Raw genomic sequence first — 17,045 nt, 5'->3', positions numbered from 1 at the left:
TCAGGAGGCGAGCGCCAACGCCTCGCCCCGGCGCAGCACAGGCAGCACGTCCCGCCCCAGCCGCTCGAGCGCCTCCAGCACCCGGCCCCGCGGCAGGCCGGAAAAGCCCATGTAGAGGCTCATATGCGAGGGGCGGAGCACGCGCATGTCATGCGCCAGGATGCGCGCGACCTTCTCGGCCGGACCGATCGGCGCGCGCTCCAGCAGCCACTCCACGCTGGGCTCACCCTCATAGGGCACGGAGCGCATCATGACGCCGTCGCGCGGCGGCACGTCGTCGCGCAGCGAGAGCGTGGCGCGCGCGAGCTTGAGCAGCCCCTCCGCCGCCTGCCGCTGCTCGGCCGGGTCCTCGGTCACGAAGACATAGCGCTGGATGCCGAGCGGAATGTCGCGTCCGGTGAAGCCGCCCGCGCGATAGCCGGCCTCGGCGCGCGCCTTGAGCGGCAGCGCCGCCTCCGCCTCGCGCAGGCCCTGGCTGATCAGCGGCGTGGCCCCGCAGCGCGCGGCGCGGGCCAGCAGATCGGGGCTGCCGCCGGCGAGATAGAGCGGCGGCATCGCGCTTGGGATGCAGATGGGCGTGGCGGGAATCTGGTAATGTGTGCCCGCATGCTCGACCACGCCGGTGCGAAGTCCCTGCTCCAGGATGTCCCACCCCTCGGTCAGGATCTCCGTGCGCGCCGCGAGATCCACGCCGAAGCTGCGGAACTCGTGCGGCTGGTGGCCCGTGCCGATGCCGAGGTTGAGCCGGCCGCCGGTCAGGATGTTCAGCATCCCCACCTCCTGCACCACGCGCAGCGGGTGGTGCAGCGGCAGCACCACCACGGCGGGGCCGAGGCGAATGCGCTTGGTCAGCGCCGCGCAATGCGCCGCCATCATCAGGGGCGAGGCGCAGACGGAGGCGCTGGTGAAGTGGTGCTCGGCAAACCAGGTGGAATCGAAGCCCAGGGCCTCGGCCTGCTGCACGGCGGCGGTGGTCAGCGCCATCACCTCCCCGGGCGTCTCCTCGGCGTGGTTGAGGGACATCAGGTTGAACAGGGCGAAATCCATGCGACGGCCTTTCCCGCAGTGCGGAGCACGGGAAGTAAACAGGGGTTTCGCCGCGCATGCCAAGCCTTCGCTGTCGAATTGACAGCGCGCGGAACACGCGCCTAGCGTTTTGCCGTCCAAGGCATCAACCGACGCAAGAGCGCGGGCACAAGACCAAGGCGGCACGCCGCGAACGTAAGGGAAGAGACGAGCATGAGCGACAGCACAAGGGCGGGCCTCCGCCGCCGTGGCATCCTGGGCGCGGCGGGTGCGGCCGCCGCCATCACCGGCTTCCCGCGCCTGGGCTTCACCCAGCCGCGCCAGCCCATCAAGATCGGCGTGCCCACCATCCTCTCGGGTCGCGTCGCGCAGCTCGGCATCTCCTCGCGCAACGCGATGCAGATGGAGGTGGACGCCTTCAATGCCGCCGGCGGCCTGGATGGGCGCCCGATCGAGCTGATCGTCCGCGACAGCCGCGGCGTGCCGGCCGAGGCCGCGCGCATCGCGCGTGAGATGATCAGCAGCGACCAGGTGGATGTCCTGTTCGACGCGGAACCCTCCTCGGGCGGCTTCGCCATCCATGAGGTGGTGCGCGAGACGGGAACGCTGACCTTCCACATCAATTCCGAGACGTCCTCGCTGACCGCCGATCCGCGCCAGCGCTTCTGGAACGCCTTCCGCGTGGCGCGGCAGGGCATCCATGACTCGATCGCGGGCGGCTACTACGCCGCCAATATCGCGCGGCAGCGCAATCTGCGCCGCTGGATGACCATCTCGCCCGACTATGCCTATGGCCGCGACACGACCGCTGAATTCGTGGAATTCGCCCGCAGCTTCAACGCCGACATCCAGATCACGGGCGAGACCTGGCCGCGCCTCTTCCAGCCCGACTACACCGAGAACATCACCCGCCTGAGCCAGGGCCGCCCGCAGGCGATCTATTCCTGCCTCTGGGCAGGGGACCTCGTGACCTTCGTCGAGCAGGCCTCGATCTTCGGTCTCTTCGCGCAGTCGCAGTTCTTCGCGGTCAACATGGCCGACTACACGACGCTGCAGCAGGTGCGGAACCTGCCGCGCGGCGTGCATTCGGGCAATCGCTACCTGCGGAACTTCCCGCCCGTGCCGGAGAACCAGGCCTTCGCGACGGAGTATAACCGCCGCTTCAACACCTTCCCCACCAACTGGTCCTGGCAGTCGGCCACCGCCGTCCGCCTGCTGACGACGGCGCTGCGCCAGGTGGGCGGCACCAACCCGCGCGAGCTGGCGGCCAAGCTGAAGGGCATGACCATCCCGAGCCCCTTCGCCGCCGACGGCACCGTGACCATGCGTGCGGAGGACCAGACGCTGATCAACTACGCCATCGGCTGGGGCACCACGATCAGCGCCGATCCCTTCGTCGAGAACATGCAGAAGGCCGATTGGGCGACCATCCTGCGGCTCGAGGCCGAGTGGAAGCGCGCCAAGGGCTGGACCTGACCCCAGCGCTCATCCGGGGCGGCCGCCCTTTGACCCACTCCTGCGCGGAAGCCCCTGATGGAACTCACTGAACTCGCCGAATGCGTCACCTCCGTCTCCTGCATGGTCACGCAGCTGGCCGCGGGGCTGACCATCGGCATGCTGCTGTTTCTCGTCGCCTCCGGGCTCACGCTGATCTTCGGCGTGCTCGGCATCACCAATTTCGCCCATGGCTCGCTCTACATGATGGGCGCCTATTTCGCGCTGGCGGCCTATGAACCCACGGGCAGCTTCGCGCTGGCGGTGGTGGCGGGCACGCTCGGCGCCGCGCTGCTCGGCCTGCTCTTCGAGCGCTTCCTGCTGAGCCGCATCTACGGGCAGGATGTGCTGATGCAGCTGCTGGTCTGCTACGCCATCATCCTGATCCTGGATGATGTGGTGAAGATCATCTGGGGCGCTGATTTCCGGAACATGGGCGTACCACCCACCTTCCTCCATCCGCCCTTCATCATCGGTGGCGGGATCGTGCCCTATTTCTACGCGATCCTCTTCGGCATCACGGCCCTGATCGCGGTCGCCCTCGCCTGGGGCATGGGGCGGACGCGCTTCGGCCGCATCGTACGCGCGGCGGCGGTGAATCCGGGGATGGTGGGGGCCTTGGGCATCAACACCACCGTCATCTATGCGGCGGTGTTCGCCATCGGCGCGGGGCTGGCGGGTGCGGCGGGCGCGCTTTCCGCGCCGATCCGCTCCGTTGTGCCGGGGGCTGGCGTCTCCATCCTGATCGAGAGCTTCATCGTCACCGTCATCGGCGGCATGGGTTCGATCGGCGGCGCGCTTGCCGCCTCGCTGATCCTGGGGCTCACCCGCTCCTTCGGCTCCATCGGCTTTCCGCTCTTCGTCGAGGGCGCGATGTTCGTGATCATGGCGCTGGTGCTGATCCTCAGGCCCAGCGGCCTCGGCGGGAGGCGCGGCTGATGGGCTTTGGCCGTGATGCGGGCATCGCGCTCGCCGTCCTGGTCGCCTTCCTGGCGCTGGAATTCGCCGGCATGCGCTCGCCGGGCCTGGTGGATTTCACCATCCGCTTCGCCACCTTCGGGCTGCTGGCCCTCTCGCTCAACCTCCTGATCGGCAGCGCCGGCCTCGTCTCCTTCGGGCATGCGGCCTATTTCGGCATGGGGGCCTATAGCTTCGGACTGCTGATGCAGACCGGCGCCTGGTCCATCCCCGCCGCCATCCTGGCCGCGGTGGCGCTGACCGCGCTGCTGGCGCTGGTGATCGGCGCGCTGTGCGTGCGGCTCTCCGAGATCTACTTCGCCTTCCTCACCCTCGCCTTCCAGATGCTGCTGCATTCGCTGATCCTCTCCTGGATCGGCCTGACCGGCGGCGACCAGGGGCTGATGGGCGGCATTCCGAAGCCCCCCTTCCTCGGCATCGACCTCGCCCGGCAGGACCATCTGGCGGGGTTCAGCGTGTTCTGCCTGCTGTTCTCGGCGGTGATCCTGCGGCAGGTGCTGCGCTCGCCCTTCGGCGCGGCCCTTCGCATGCTGCGCGACAATCCGGACCGTGCCGCCTTCGTCGGGCTTTCGGTCTTTCGCTATCGCCTCGCCGCCTTCGTCATCGCGGGCGGCTTCGCCGGCCTGGCGGGCGTGCTGATGAGCCTTTACGTCTCCGGCGCCTTTCCATCCTTCGCGTTCTGGACCACCTCGGGCGAGGCGATCTTCATGATCATGCTGGGCGGCGTCTCGGTCTTCCTCGGCCCGCTGGTCGGCACCGGGATCTTCCTGCTGCTGAATGACTGGATCACGGCGCTGACCGAGCATCACGGCCTGTTCTTCGGCATCATCCTGCTCATCATCGTGCTCGGCCTTCGCAAGGGGCTGCTGGATTTCGTGGTGGAGCACTGGCGCGCGCGCAAGGGGGGCCAGCCATGAGCTTCACGGGACGCATTGCCGTCATCACCGGCGGCGCCAGCGGCATCGGCGCCGCCTGCTCCCGCATGCTCGCCGAACGCGGCGCGCGCGTGGTGGTGACCGACCGAGACCTCGCCCGCGCGGAGGCGCTGGCGCAGGAGATCGGCGGCACGGCCCTGGCGCTCGATGTGGGCCACCGGGCGGCCAATGACGAGGCCGCCGCCGAGATCGAGGCGCGTCTCGGCCCGGTGGACATCCTCGTCACCTCGGCCGGCGTGCTGCAACGCCCGCTGCGCGCCGAGCTTCTGAGCGAGGCCGATGTGGAGGAGGTGGTGCGGATCGACCAGATCGGCACCTGGAATTCCGCCGTCGCCTTCGGCGGGCGCATGGCGCGGCGCGGCCAGGGGAGCATCGTGACCATCGCCTCCATCGCCGGCATGCGCTCCATGCCGCTGCACGCCTATTCGCCGGCCAAGGCCGCGGTGATCGAGATGACGCGCTGCCTCGCCGCCGAATGGGGCCGCTCCGGCGTGCGGGTGAACGCGGTCTCGCCCGGCTTCACGCTGACGCCGGCCCTTGCCAGCGCCATCGCCGCCGGCGAGCGCGACCCGGGGCTGCTGGAGAACGCCGCCGCCCAGGGCCGCATGGTGACGCCGGAGGACATCGCGGAAGCCGTGCTCTTCCTCGCCTCCGACGCCGCGCGCAGCATCACCGGCATCAACCTGCCGGTGGATGCGGGCTGGCTGGTCGCCGGCTCCTGGGCCACCTATGGCGGGCTGCCGCCCGCGCGGGGGAACCTGCCATGACCGGGCACCTCGAGCTGCGCGGCCTGCGCAAGGCCTTCGGCGGCGTGGTCGCGACCGATGATGTCAGCCTGACCTTCGAGCCGGGCACGCTCTCGGCCATCATCGGCCCCAATGGCGCGGGCAAGACCACGCTGTTTCACCTCATCACCGGCAAGCTGCCGGTCACCGCTGGTCAGGTGCTGCTGGACGGCGTCTCGATCACCGGGCTGGACCGGCGGGAGATCGTCCGCCGGGGCATCGGCCGCGCCTTCCAGGTGGCGAACCTGTTTCCCACCTTCACCGTGGAAGACAGCCTGGCCGCCGGCCTGATGGCCCATGCCGGCCGCACCGCGAGCCTGCTGCAGAGCTTCCCGCCGCCCGATGTGAAGCGCCAGGCGGAGGAGGTGATGGAGCTTTGCGGCCTGACGCAGCTCGCCCGCACAGAGGCGCGGCATCTCTCCCATGGCGACCAGAAGCTGCTGGACATCGCGCTCGCCCTCGCCCTGGAGCCGCGCGTGCTGCTGCTGGACGAGCCCACCGCGGGCATGGGCCCGGATGAGCGCTGGCGCATGATCGAGCGCGTGCAGCGCCTCTGGGCCGCGCGCTCGCTCACGCTCATCTTCATCGAGCACGACATGGATATCGTCTTCAAGATCGCGCAGAACGTGCGCGTGCTGCGCTACGGCGCGGTCCTGGCCGAAGGCACACCGGAGGAGGTGCGCCGCAACCCGGCCGTGGTCGAGGCCTATCTCGGCGCGGAGCACGCCCTATGAGCAACCATGGGGGAAGCGAACTGGTGGTGGATGGTCTCGACGCCACCTATGGCGCAAGCCAGGTGCTCTTCGGCGTGAAGCTGGAGGTGGAGCGCGGCGAAACCCTCGCGCTCATGGGCCGCAACGGCGCGGGCAAGAGCACGACCTTCAAGGCCATCGCGGGCCTGCTGCCGCCCAGGGCCGGGCGCGTCGTCATCCGCGGGCAGGATGTGGCGGGGCAGAAGCCCTATCGGATCGCGCGCGCCGGCATCGCCTATGTGCCCGAGGACCGGCAGGTCTTTCCCGAGCACACGGTGGAAGAAAACCTCGAGATCGCCGAGCGCCTGGGGGTGGGCGGCAGCGAGTGGAACCGCGCCCGCGCCTTCGAGATGTTTCCCCTGCTGCAGCCGCTCTGGCGGCGCATGGCGGGTCGGCTTTCCGGCGGCGAGCAGCAGATGCTCACCATCGCGCGCAGCCTGATGGGCAACCCCGCCGTGCTGCTGCTGGACGAGCCCTCGGAGGGGCTGGCGCCACTCATCGTGCAGGAGATCGGCGCATTGATACGCCGGCTTCGCGACCTCGGCACCACCATCATCCTGGCCGAGCAGAACAGCCGCTTCTGCCTCGCCGTCGCCACGCGCGTCGCGGTGATCGACAAGGGCAGCATCGTCTGGCGCGGCAGCGTGGAGCAGTTCCGCGCCGACCCCGAGGTGCAGGCGCGCTACCTCCAGGTCTGACCCGCGTTTCGCGCACTTGACGCGAACCCGCACCGGCAAAAACATGCGGACAAATCACGCGCCCAGGAGAACATCGCCATGCCCGACACCATGATGCCCGCCGAACATCTGGACGCCGTCATCATCGGGGCGGGCTTCTCCGGCATGTATCAGCTGCATCTCCTGCGGGACAAACTCGGCCTCGATGTCCGCGTGCTGGAGATGGGCGAGGGCGTGGGCGGCACCTGGTACTGGAACCGCTACCCCGGCGCGCGCTGCGATTCCGAGAGCCATTCCTATTGCTACATGTTCTCGAAGGAGCTCCAGCAGGAATGGGAATGGTCCGAGCGCTATCCGCAGCAGCCCGAGATCATGCGCTACATGAACTTCGTGGCGGAAAAACTGGACCTGAAGCGCAGCATCCGCTTCGGCACCCGCGTCACCGGCGCGCGCTATGATGCCGCGGCGAATCTCTGGCGCATCAGCACCGCGCGCGGCCAGAGCTTTACCGCCACCTATCTCATCACCGCCGTGGGCTGCCTCTCCACCGCCAATGTGCCCAAGATCCCCGGCCTCGAATCCTTCGAGGGCGATTGGTACCATACCGGCGAATGGCCGCATGAGGGCGTGGACTTCACCGGCAAGCGCGTGGGCCAGATCGGCACCGGCTCCACCGGCATCCAGGCCGTGCCGGTCATCGCGGCGCAGGCGAAGCACCTGACCGTCTTCCAGCGCACCGCCAATTACAGCGTGCCCGCCCACAACGCGCCACTCACGCCCGAGTTCAAGCAATGGGTGAAGGCGAACTACGACCATCTCCGCGCGGTGATGACCAGCAACACCAACGGCCATCCCTTCAACATCTCGCAGCGCTCCGCCCTCGACGCCGACCCCGCCGAGCGCGAGGCGCTGTTCGAACAGGCCTGGGCCAAGGGCGGGCTGCAATTCCGCGCCACCTTCGGCGACATCCTCCAGAGCCTCGAGGCCAATGCGACGGCGGCCGAATTCATCAAGCGCAAGATCCGCAGCATCGTGAAGGACCCGGCCACCGCCGAGCTTCTCGCCGACATCGATCACCCCTATGCCGCCAAGCGCCCGCCGATCGACAGCCACTACTTCGAGACCTTCAACCGCGACAACGTGACGCTGGTGGATGTCCGCAAGGCGCCGATCGAGCGCATCACGCCGCGCGGCATCGTCACCGGCGGGCGCGAATACGAGGTGGACATCATCGTCTTCGCCACCGGCTTCGACGCCATGACCGGCCCGCTGCTGCGCCTGAACATCGAGGGACGGGACGGCCAGCCGCTCAGCGAGGCCTGGGCCGCCGGGCCGCGCAGCCATCTGGGGCTGCAGGTGCCAGGCTTCCCCAACATGTTCACCATCACCGGCCCGGGCAGCCCCTCCGTGCTGTGCAACATGCCCGTCGCCATCGAGCAGCACGCCGAATGGATCGCCGATTGCATCGCGCATCTGCGCGCGCACGGCATCGCGCGCATGGAAGCGACGGCCGAGGCCGCGGATTCCTGGGTGGCGGAGGTGAACCGCGCGGCCGAGGCCACGCTGCTGCCCCAGGCTTCCAGCTCCTGGTATCTGGGCGCCAATGTGCCGGGCAAGCCGCGCGTCTTCATGCCCTATGCGGGTGGCATGGCGCATTACGCGAAGATCTGCGCCGATGTGGCGGCCCGCGGCTATGAGGGCTTCGCGCTGACAGAATGAGGCGGATGGGCTATGCGGGGGGCATGAATCTCGAAGCCCTCCGCCCCCATGCCCATCGCGTCCTGCGGGACGCCGCCATCCCGGAATTGCCGAACCACTACAGCGGCAAGGTGCGCGAGAATTACGACCTGCCCGATGGCAGCCGCATCCTGATCTCGACCGACCGGCTGAGCGCCTTCGACCGCATCCTCTGCGCCATCCCCTTCAAGGGCCAGGTGCTGACGCAGACTGCGCGCTTCTGGTTCGAACAGACGGCCGACATCTGCCCCAACCACGTGATCTCCTACCCCGACCCGAACGTGGTCATCGGCAAGCGGCTCGACATCCTGCCGGTCGAGATCGTGGTGCGCGACTATCTGGCCGGCACCACCGGCACCTCCATCCTCACGCTCTACAAGGCCGGCCAGCGCGAGATGTATGGCGTAACCCTGCCGGATGGGATGCGCGACAACCAGCGCCTGCCGCATCCCATCATCACGCCCACCAGCAAGGAATTCGACGGCGGGCACGACGCGCCGCTCACCCCCGCCGAAATCCTGGAGCGCGGCCTGCTGACCAAGGCGCAGTGGGAGCAGCTCTCCGCCTATGCGCTCGCCCTCTTCGCGCGTGGCCAGAAGATGGCCGCCGAGCGCGGGCTGATCCTGGCCGACACCAAGTATGAATTCGGCACCGACGCCGAAGGCCGCATCATCCTGGCCGATGAGGTCCATACGCCCGACAGCAGCCGCTACTGGCGCGCGGCCAGCTTCCAGGCCCGGTTCGAGGCGGGCGCGAAGCCCGAGAGCTTCGACAAGGATTTCGTCCGCAGCTGGGTCGCCGCCCGCTGCGACCCCTACAAGGACGAGATCCCAGAAATCCCGCAGGAGCTCATCCTCGGCACCGCCGCGGTCTATATCGAGGCCTATGAGACCATCACCGGCCAGCGCTTCACCCTGCCCGAGGGCGAAGGGCCGGTGCTCGACCGGGTGCGCGCCAATCTCAGGCCCTGGTTCACCCGCTGAACAGCCCATCCATCCAGGCCGCGACGGCGCAGAGGGCGGCGTCCCGGTCTGGCAGGCCCATCAGCTGCACGCCCACCGGCATGCCATCCACCACCAGCAACGGCAGGCTGAGCGAGGGCCCGCCCACCATGGACCAGGGCGAGAGGAAGCTGCGGCTGCCCGTCTTCATATGCGCGCCCGCCTGGTCCGCCGCGGCGCCATCCTGCGGCGCAGGGCCTGAGGAGGCGAGGGTGATGAAGCCATCCACCCCGGCCCCGATCGCGCCGATGGCGGCGCGGATCGCGTCTCGCTCCGCCAGCGCGCGGCGGTAATCGGCCGGCGTCATCGCAAGGCCATGGGCGATGCGCGCCCGCACCGCCTCGCCTAGCGCCCCTTCGCCGTGCGCCGCCATCCAGGCGCCATAGGGCCAGCGCGCCTCATACATGATGATGTCGTTGGAGATGCGGTCCGCCTCCAGCAGCAACCGCTCCAATTCCGCCAGCGCGCCATCGCCGCCCGCCTCGACGATGCCGGCGCCCGCCTGCTCCAGCACGGCGAGCACCCGCGTGAACCCCTCGCGCGTCGCGTCATCCAACTCCGCCCAGCCGCGCGTGCGCAGCAGGGCGATCCGGCGCGGACGCAAGGCGCGCGGCGGTTCGGCGGTGCCGGTGAGGCCGGGATGGCCATTGTGCCCGCCGGCCCGCGCCGAGATCTCCCAGGCCGTGCGCCAGGCATCGGCGAGCGAGGCGGCCATCGGGCCGATATGATCCTGGCTGGGCGCGATCGCATGCATGCCCGCGACATTGAGCGCGCCCCAGCTCGGCTTGAAGCCGTAGATGCCGTTGAAGGAGGAGGGGCGGATCAGCGAGCCGCCCGTCTGGTTGCCGATCGCGACCGGCACCATCCCCGCCCCCACCGCGGCGCCACTGCCGCTGGAGGAAGCGCCTGCCGTGCGCGTCGCATCGAAGGGATTTCGCGTGGGCGGCGCGCGGCCGATGGTGAGTTCCGGCACCTGCGTCTTGCCCAGGATCACGCCCCCCGCCGCGCGCAGCGCCATGACGCAGGCCGCATCGAGCGTGTCCACATGGCCGCGGAAGACGGCGCTGTTCATCTCGCCCGGCATGCCGCGCACGGCCAGCGTGTCCTTGATGGCGATGGGGCAGCCATCCAGCGCGGAGAGCGGCCGCCCGGCGCGATAGCGCCCGGTCGCCGCATCCGCCGCGACTCGCGCGCCCGCGATGTCGAGATGCGCGAAGGCCTGCACCTCCCCTTCCCGCGCGGCGATCACGGCGAGCCCACGCTCCAGCAGCGCGCGCGGCGTGTCGGTGCCCGCGAGGAAGCCCGCGCGCGCGCCCTCGAAGTCGGCGAGGCGCGACGCGGGGTCGTAGCCGCCCTGCGGCGCATCGGCATTGCGGATTGCGATCCTCGGCATATGGCGCTCCTCCAGGCCAGGCATCCTTCCGCCGGAGCGGGTGCGGCACAAGCGCGCCGCGCGATTTCATTTGGCCGCGTGCCGCGCGCCCCGCATCATGGCGGCAACAAGACCGAGGACGTCCGATGAAGCTTCCGCCCCTCGCCCGCCGCACGCTGCTGGCCGGCGCCGCTACCCTGCCCTTGCCGGCGCTGGCGCAGCCGGCCTGGCCCACGCGGCCGATCCGCGCCATCGTCTCCTTCCCGCCCGGCGGCGCGATCGACACCACCACACGGCTGATCGCGCCCTTCCTCTCGGAAAGCCTGGGCCAGCCCATCGTCATCGAGAACCGCACGGGCGCCACGGGCACCATCGCCGGCGGCGCCGTCGCGAGTGCGGCGCCCGATGGCTACACGCTGCTCTTCGACGCCTCGACGCATGCCTCGGCGCCGCATCTCGTCCGCAACCTCAACTTCTCCTACGCGACCGCCTTCTCGCCGGTGACGCAGCTCACCTCCGTCCCGCTCATCCTCGTCGCGCATCCCTCCGTGCCGGCCAATACCATCGCGGAATTCCTGGCCCTCGGCCGGGCGCGGGCGGCGGCGGGGCAGCCGCTGGTCTACGCCTCCTCCGGCAATGGCTCGGCCGCGCATTACGCGGCGGTGCTGTTCCTGCAGCGCGCGGGATGGGAAGCGACGCATGTGCCCTTCCGCGGCGGCGGCCCGGCCGTGCAGGCGCTGCTCTCGGGCACGGTGCAGTTCCACATGGGCACCGCCGCCTCCTCCACCGCGCTGGTGCAGGCCGGCCAGCTCAAGGGCTATGCGGTGACGACGCGCGAGCGCATCCCGCAACTGCCCGCCTTGCCGACGCTGAACGAGAGCGGCATGCCCGGCTATGAGTGGACCGAATGGGGCGGCGTCTTCGCGCCGGCCGGCACGCCGGCCCCGATCCTCGACCGGCTGAACACCGTCATCGGCCAGGCACTCGGCCAGGCTGCGGTGCGTGAGCGCCTGAACGCCATCGGCATGCTGCCCGTCGCCTCGCCCCGCGCGGCCTTCGCCACCTATGTGCGCGAGCAACAGGAGCTGGTGGGCCGGCTGACGCGCGAGGCGAATGTCACGCTGGACTGAGCGCGCTCAGCCCGGCGGCGGGACCAGCCCCGCATACCAGTCACCGATCTCGCTGGAGGTGGCGAAGGCCACCTGCGGATGCGCCGCCAATTCCTGCATCACCGCGGTGAAGGACTCCATGCGGTGCGGCACGCCGATGACATGCGGGTGCAGCGCCACCGTCATCACCCGCGTCCGCGCGAAGCCGTCCCGCGCGAAATAGGCGAGGCTGTCGCGGATGCGGTCGGCCAGGGCGGCGGAAGGGTGCTGCCCCACCACATAGATCGGCACGTCGTTCAGCTCGACCGTGTAGGGTAGCGAGAGCAGGGGGCCGGCATCCGTCCGCATCCACGTGGGCACGTCGTCCACCAGCCAGTCATGCAGGAATTCAATGCCGTTGCGCCGCAGCAGCTCCGGCGTGTCGGCCTTCTCGCTCAGCCCGGCACCCAGCCAGGCGCGCACCTTCTGGCCGGAGAAGCCGCGCATGATGGAGAGCGCCTCCGCCACCATCCCGGCATCATCCTCGATCGTGGCCAGCGCCTTCTGGTAGAGGCCATGGCCCACGAATTCCCAGTCGGCCTTCAGCATCGCCTCCGCCAGGCGCGGGTAATGCGTGCAGATCTGCGCGTTGGAGAGGTTGGAGGCGCGGATGCCAAGCGCGGCGCAGAGGTCCAGCAGGCGCGGCATGCCGACGCGCAGCCCGTATTCCACCCAGGTGAAGTTCGGCACGTCCGGCACGGCGCGGATGCCGTGCGGCGGCGGCAGGATGGCGCGCGGCATGGGCTGGTCGAAGGGCCAATGCTCCACATTGACCGCGACATGCACGATGACCCGCTTGCCCTTGTAGGCCGGCAGGGCGGGCGCATCGCCCTCCATCTGGAAGGGAATACGGGGATTGGCGTCAGGCATGGCAGGCTCCGGATTCGGCGCCGCCACTTTGACGCCACGGCCGCAGGGGTCAATCGGCGCGGATATTCGCCCGGCGGATCGCCTCGGCCCAACCTGCGCGGTCGCGCTGCATGCGCGCGGCGAAGGCGTCCGGCCCTTCGATGAGCGGCGTGAGGCCGTTCTCCAGCAGGCGCTGCCGCAGCGTCGCGTCCTGCAGCGCCTGGGCGGTCGCTTCCGTCCAGCGTTGGATGGCGGCGGGCGGCATGCCACGCGGCCCACAAAGGCCGAACCAGCCCGCCACCTCCAGCCCCGGCACGGTCTGCGAGAGGCGGGGCGCATTCGCGAATTCCGGCACGCCCTGCGCATCGGCCAGCGCCAGCAGGCGCAACTCGCCGCCCTGGATCTGCCGCATCACGTCGCCCAGATTGGTGATGAGCAGATCCGCCCGCCCGGCGATCACATCGAGCGCCGCGGGCGCCGCGCCACGATAGGGCACATGCACAAGCTCCAGCCCCGCCATGGCGGCGAGCCGCGCGCCCGTCAGGTGCTGCGCCGAACCCACGCCGGCGCTCGCATAGGTGATGCTGCCCGGCCGCGCGCGGGCGGCGGCAATCAGCTCACCCATGTTCTGGTAGGGGCCGCGCGCGCCGGTCACCGCGCCATAGCTCGAGAGCGCGACATTGGCGACGGGAACGAGATCCGTGCGCGGGTCCACCGGCAGGTTCGCGCCCGGCATCTCGGGGCCGATGGTCATGGTGCCCATCGGGCATTGCAGCAGCGTGCTGCCATCCGCGGGGCCGCGCGCCACGGCTTCCGCGGCGATCATGCCGTTGGCGCCGGTACGGTTCTCCACCACCACCCGCGTTCCGGTCACGCTGCCGATCCCCTCCGCGATCAGCCGGCCCACCAGATCCGCCGTGCCGCCGGGCGCGAAGCCCACGATGATGCGGGGGCCACGCTCCTGCGCGAGCGCCAGGCCCGGCGTGAGGAGCAGCGTGGCGAGAAGCAGAAGGCGGCTCATGGCCGCATGCGCAGCCCGCTGGGGGCGGGCGTGAGAAGCGGCCAGGCCAGGTCGGCGAATTCGCACAGCAACCTCCTCGTGTCGCGTGGGTCGATGATCTCTTCCACCCAGAAGGCCTCGGCGGTGCGGAAGGGGCTGCGCAGCCGGTTCAGGCGTTCCTCGATGCCTGCGAGCGTCGCGGCCGGATCGCTGGAATCCGCGATCTCGGCGGCATAGGCAGCCTCGATCCCGCCCTCCAGCGGCAGCGAGCCCCAGCGCGCGGAAAGCCAGGCATAGCGCGGCGAATAGCGGTTGGCCGGCTGGTGGACGACGCCCGCGACGCCGAAGGCATTGCGGATGATCATGGTGCACCAGGGCACCGTCGTCTGGTTCACCGCCGCCATGGCCCGCACGCCAAGACGGATGGTGGCCGCCTTCTCGGCGGCGAGGCCCACCATGAAACCCGGGCAGTCCTGCAGATAGACCACGGGCAGATGGAAGGTCTCCGCCAGGTCCACGAAGCGAATGATCTTGGCGCAGGCATCCGCGGTCCAGGAGCCGCCATAGAAGAAGGGGTCGCTCGCCATCAGCGCGACGGGCCTGCCGTTCAGCCGCGCGAGGCCGGTGATGATGCTGCGGCCGAACATGCGGCCCATCTCGAAGAAGCTGCCCTGGTCCACCACCGCATTGATGATGGGCCGCATCTGATAGACGCGCCGCCGGTCGCGCGGGATATGCGTGAAGAGCTTTTCGTCACGCCGGTTCGGATCATCGGTCGGGGCGATCACCGGTGGCAGCGCGTGTACGGAAGCCGGCAGGTAGGAGAGGAAGCGCCGCGCGGCCGCGAAGGCCTCCTCTTCGCTGTCCACCGCATGGTCCACGGCGCCGGCCTTGGTCTGGATCTCCCAGCCGCCCAGCTCCTGCTTCGTCAGGTCCTCGCCCAGCCGCTTCACCACCGGCGGCCCGGCGACGAACATGGCCGAGGTCTCCTTCGTCATCACCGAATAATGGCTGGCGGCGAGCCTTGCCGCGCCCAACCCCGCGACGGAGCCGAGGCCGAGCCCCACCACCGGCACCACGCTGAGATTGGCGCCCGTGTAGTGATAGAGCGCCGTACCGCCGACGCCGCCGGGCAGGTTGGCACGCCCCGTCGTCTCGATCGTCTTGACTGAACCGCCGCCGCCCGAGCCCTCGATGATGCGGATGATGGGCAGGCGCAGGTCATGCGCCATGCGCTCGGCCATGATCGGCTTCTCGCGGATGGTCGCATCGGCCGAGCCGCCGCGCACGGTGAAGTCGTCGCCCACCACCACCACCGGCCGGCCTTCCACCTGCGCGCGCCCCATCACGCAGTTGGACGGCGTGAGGCGCTTCAGCGTGCCGTCGGGCGCATATTCCGCCTGGCCCGCGATGGCGCCCACCTCATGGAAGCTGCCCGGGTCCACCACGCCCTCGATGCGCTCGCGCACGGTCAGCCGCCCGCCCGCATGCTGCCGCGCGATCTTGTCGGCGCCGCCGAGCTTGCGCGCCTCCGCCTCGCGCGCGCGCAGCTCCTCCAACTCGGGTTGCCAGGTCATGCGGCGGGCTCCTTCATGCTCTCCTCGACCAGGCGCTGACGCGCCGCCTCGAGGAAGCCGGTGGTCATGTGGGCTGCGCGCATCTCAGGCGCGCGGAGCGCGGCGGCCAGGAAGGCGGCGTTCACGCGCACACCCTCGACGCGGCAGGCATCCAGCGCCGCCGCCAATCGCTCCAGCGCCGCCTCGCGCGTGGCCGCGTGGGCGATGATCTTGCCCAGCAGCGGGTCGTAATAGGGCGTCAGCAGATCGCCCGCGCGAAAGCCTGCATCCACGCGCAGCCCAGGCACCGTCTCGGGCCAGTCCAGCGCGGTGATCCGCCCGGGTGAGGGCAGGAAGCGCCGCGCCGGATCCTCGGCGCACAGGCGCGCCTCCACCGCATGACCGTCCAGCGCGATGTCGGATTGCGCGAAGGGCAGCTTCTCGCCGGCCGCGATCCGCAGCTGCCATTCCACGAGGTCGAGCCCCGTGACCATCTCGGTCACCGGATGCTCCACCTGCAGGCGCGTGTTCATCTCCATGAACCAGATGCGGTCGGCATGCAGCGGCGCCTCGGCGATGAACTCCACCGTGCCGGCGCCGACATAGCCCACGGCGCGCGCCAGCGTGCAGGCGCGGCGGCCCAGCTCGGCGCGCAGCGCCGCGTCCATGCCGGGCGCGGGGCATTCCTCCACCAGCTTCTGGTGGCGGCGTTGCAGCGTGCAGTCGCGCTCATGCAGGTGCAGCACATTGCCGTGCGTGTCGGCCAGGATCTGCACCTCGATATGGCGCGCCTGCTCCACCAGCTTTTCCAGCATCAGCCGGTCATCGCCGGAGATCGCCGCCTCCCGCCGCGCGGCCTCCAGCGCGGCCGGCATCTCCTCGGCGGTGGCGACGCGCCGCATGCCGCGCCCGCCACCGCCGCCGACGGCCTTGATCATCACCGGATAGCCGATGCGCGCCGCCGCTTCCTCCAGCGCGTCATCCGCGCCAGGCAGGCAGGGCAGGCCGGATGCGGCGGCGAGGCGCCGCGCCTCCGCCTTGCCGCCCATGGCGCGGATCGCGGCCGGCGGCGGGCCGATGAAGACCAGCCCCGCGCGCGCGCAGGCCTCGGCGAAATCCGCATTCTCAGAGAGGAAGCCGTAGCCCGGATGCACGTAGCGCGCGCCGCTACGCTCGGCCGCCGCGATCAGCGCGGGGATGCAGAGGTAGCTTTCGCGCGGGTTGGCGGGGCCGATATGCTCGGCCTGGTCCGCCGCCGCCACATGCTGCGCGGTGGCGTCCACGTCGGAGAATACCGCGATGCTGGGCCAGCCGAGGCGCCGGCAGCTGCGGGCGATGCGCGCGGCGATCTCGCCACGATTGGCGATGAGGACGGGGCCGCTCAAGGCCGCCCCCTCATGCCGAGAAGGTGGCGACCGCCTGGCCTTCCTCCACCTGCTGCCCCTCCGTGACCAGGATCTCCAGCACCACGCCAGCACGCGGCGCCACCACGGGGATTTCCATCTTCATGGATTCCAGGATGACGATGGGCTCGTCCTCCGCCAGGGTCGCGCCCGGTGCGGCCACGATCTTCCAGACGGAGGCGCCGATCTCGGCGCGGATGGTGATGGGGCTCTCGGCCATGCTGGGACGTCGCTTCCTCGCCGGCGCTTGGCGGCCGGGCTTCCTCGTGACTTCAAGAGGAAAGCCCCGTGCTGTCAATCGCGTGACGCACCCCCTTCCGGCGCGCGGTCGG

Annotated in this window: 16 protein-coding genes; 9 read left to right on the top strand and 7 right to left on the bottom strand. The window is 70.1% G+C overall.

Annotation, left to right across the window (positions count from 1 at the left end; translation table 11 throughout):
- Positions 1-1,047 carry an LLM class flavin-dependent oxidoreductase gene (locus tag R9Z33_RS07530; RefSeq protein ID WP_318650690.1) on the bottom strand — a complete coding sequence of 349 codons (1,047 nt, stop codon included), beginning with the start codon at positions 1,045-1,047 and terminating at the stop codon, positions 1-3.
- A 192-nt stretch (positions 1,048-1,239) separates the two neighbouring features.
- Between R9Z33_RS07530 and R9Z33_RS07525 the strand changes: the two genes are divergently transcribed.
- The 8 genes from R9Z33_RS07525 to R9Z33_RS07490 all read left to right on the top strand — a co-directional run bounded on the left by R9Z33_RS07525 (position 1,240) and on the right by R9Z33_RS07490 (position 9,367).
- Positions 1,240-2,502, top strand: coding sequence for an ABC transporter substrate-binding protein (locus R9Z33_RS07525; RefSeq protein WP_318650689.1), 1,263 nt, complete (start codon positions 1,240-1,242; stop codon positions 2,500-2,502).
- Positions 2,503-2,559: 57 nt separating this feature from the next.
- The gene (locus R9Z33_RS07520; protein ID WP_318650688.1) at positions 2,560-3,459 is read left to right on the top strand and encodes a branched-chain amino acid ABC transporter permease; all 900 of its coding nucleotides are present in this window, start codon (positions 2,560-2,562) and stop codon (positions 3,457-3,459) included.
- Positions 3,459-4,415, top strand: a complete 957-nt coding sequence (locus R9Z33_RS07515; RefSeq protein ID WP_318650687.1) for a branched-chain amino acid ABC transporter permease — start codon at positions 3,459-3,461, stop codon at positions 4,413-4,415. Before R9Z33_RS07520 ends, R9Z33_RS07515 begins: the two co-directional genes overlap by 1 nt.
- Entirely contained in the window at positions 4,412-5,200 is a 789-nt protein-coding gene (locus R9Z33_RS07510) for an SDR family NAD(P)-dependent oxidoreductase (RefSeq protein ID WP_318650686.1), read from the top strand. The genes R9Z33_RS07515 and R9Z33_RS07510 overlap by 4 nt, the downstream gene beginning before the upstream one ends.
- Positions 5,197-5,952: an ABC transporter ATP-binding protein gene (locus R9Z33_RS07505; protein WP_318650685.1), complete on the top strand. Its 756-nt coding sequence runs from the start codon at positions 5,197-5,199 to the stop codon at positions 5,950-5,952. The genes R9Z33_RS07510 and R9Z33_RS07505 overlap by 4 nt, the downstream gene beginning before the upstream one ends.
- Entirely contained in the window at positions 5,949-6,668 is a 720-nt protein-coding gene (locus tag R9Z33_RS07500; RefSeq protein WP_318650684.1) for an ABC transporter ATP-binding protein, read from the top strand. Before R9Z33_RS07505 ends, R9Z33_RS07500 begins: the two co-directional genes overlap by 4 nt.
- Before the next feature lie 78 nt (positions 6,669-6,746).
- Complete coding sequence (locus R9Z33_RS07495; protein ID WP_318650683.1) at positions 6,747-8,366, top strand: flavin-containing monooxygenase; 1,620 nt, start codon at positions 6,747-6,749, stop codon at positions 8,364-8,366.
- A 23-nt stretch (positions 8,367-8,389) separates the two neighbouring features.
- A complete protein-coding gene (locus tag R9Z33_RS07490; protein WP_318650682.1) occupies positions 8,390-9,367 on the top strand; it encodes a phosphoribosylaminoimidazolesuccinocarboxamide synthase in 978 nt (325 codons plus the stop codon).
- On the opposite strand, the gene R9Z33_RS07485 is transcribed toward R9Z33_RS07490, so the two are convergent.
- Positions 9,357-10,778: an amidase gene (locus R9Z33_RS07485; RefSeq protein WP_318650681.1), complete on the bottom strand. Its 1,422-nt coding sequence runs from the start codon at positions 10,776-10,778 to the stop codon at positions 9,357-9,359. The two genes, R9Z33_RS07490 and R9Z33_RS07485, sit on opposite strands and share 11 nt — an antisense overlap.
- A 125-nt stretch (positions 10,779-10,903) precedes the next feature.
- Between R9Z33_RS07485 and R9Z33_RS07480 the strand changes: the two genes are divergently transcribed.
- The gene (locus R9Z33_RS07480) at positions 10,904-11,887 is read left to right on the top strand and encodes a Bug family tripartite tricarboxylate transporter substrate binding protein (RefSeq protein WP_318650680.1); all 984 of its coding nucleotides are present in this window, start codon (positions 10,904-10,906) and stop codon (positions 11,885-11,887) included.
- 6 nt (positions 11,888-11,893) lie between these two features.
- Here R9Z33_RS07480 and R9Z33_RS07475 read toward each other — a convergent pair whose 3' ends face one another.
- From R9Z33_RS07475 to R9Z33_RS07455, 5 genes are read right to left on the bottom strand one after another with little or no spacing between them, the layout of a single operon-like run.
- The gene (locus tag R9Z33_RS07475) at positions 11,894-12,775 is read right to left on the bottom strand and encodes a polysaccharide deacetylase family protein (protein ID WP_318650679.1); all 882 of its coding nucleotides are present in this window, start codon (positions 12,773-12,775) and stop codon (positions 11,894-11,896) included.
- Between the two features lie 49 nt (positions 12,776-12,824).
- Entirely contained in the window at positions 12,825-13,775 is a 951-nt protein-coding gene (locus R9Z33_RS07470; protein WP_318650678.1) for a Bug family tripartite tricarboxylate transporter substrate binding protein, read from the bottom strand.
- Positions 13,772-15,331, bottom strand: a complete 1,560-nt coding sequence (locus tag R9Z33_RS07465; protein WP_318650677.1) for an acyl-CoA carboxylase subunit beta — start codon at positions 15,329-15,331, stop codon at positions 13,772-13,774. The genes R9Z33_RS07470 and R9Z33_RS07465 overlap by 4 nt, the downstream gene beginning before the upstream one ends.
- Positions 15,328-16,695 carry an acetyl-CoA carboxylase biotin carboxylase subunit gene (locus tag R9Z33_RS07460; RefSeq protein WP_318650676.1) on the bottom strand — a complete coding sequence of 456 codons (1,368 nt, stop codon included), beginning with the start codon at positions 16,693-16,695 and terminating at the stop codon, positions 15,328-15,330. Before R9Z33_RS07460 ends, R9Z33_RS07465 begins: the two co-directional genes overlap by 4 nt.
- Positions 16,696-16,705: 10 nt before the next feature.
- A complete protein-coding gene (locus tag R9Z33_RS07455) occupies positions 16,706-16,933 on the bottom strand; it encodes a biotin/lipoyl-binding carrier protein (RefSeq protein ID WP_318650675.1) in 228 nt (75 codons plus the stop codon).
- Positions 16,934-17,045 lie beyond the last annotated feature (112 nt).

Origin of the sequence: Sediminicoccus rosea, assembly GCF_033547095.1 — a bacterium.
GTDB classification, from domain to species: Bacteria; Pseudomonadota; Alphaproteobacteria; order Acetobacterales; family Acetobacteraceae; genus Roseococcus; species Roseococcus rosea.
The sequence above is the reverse complement of the archived record's forward strand: the minus strand, read 5'-3'. Positions and strand labels throughout refer to the sequence as shown.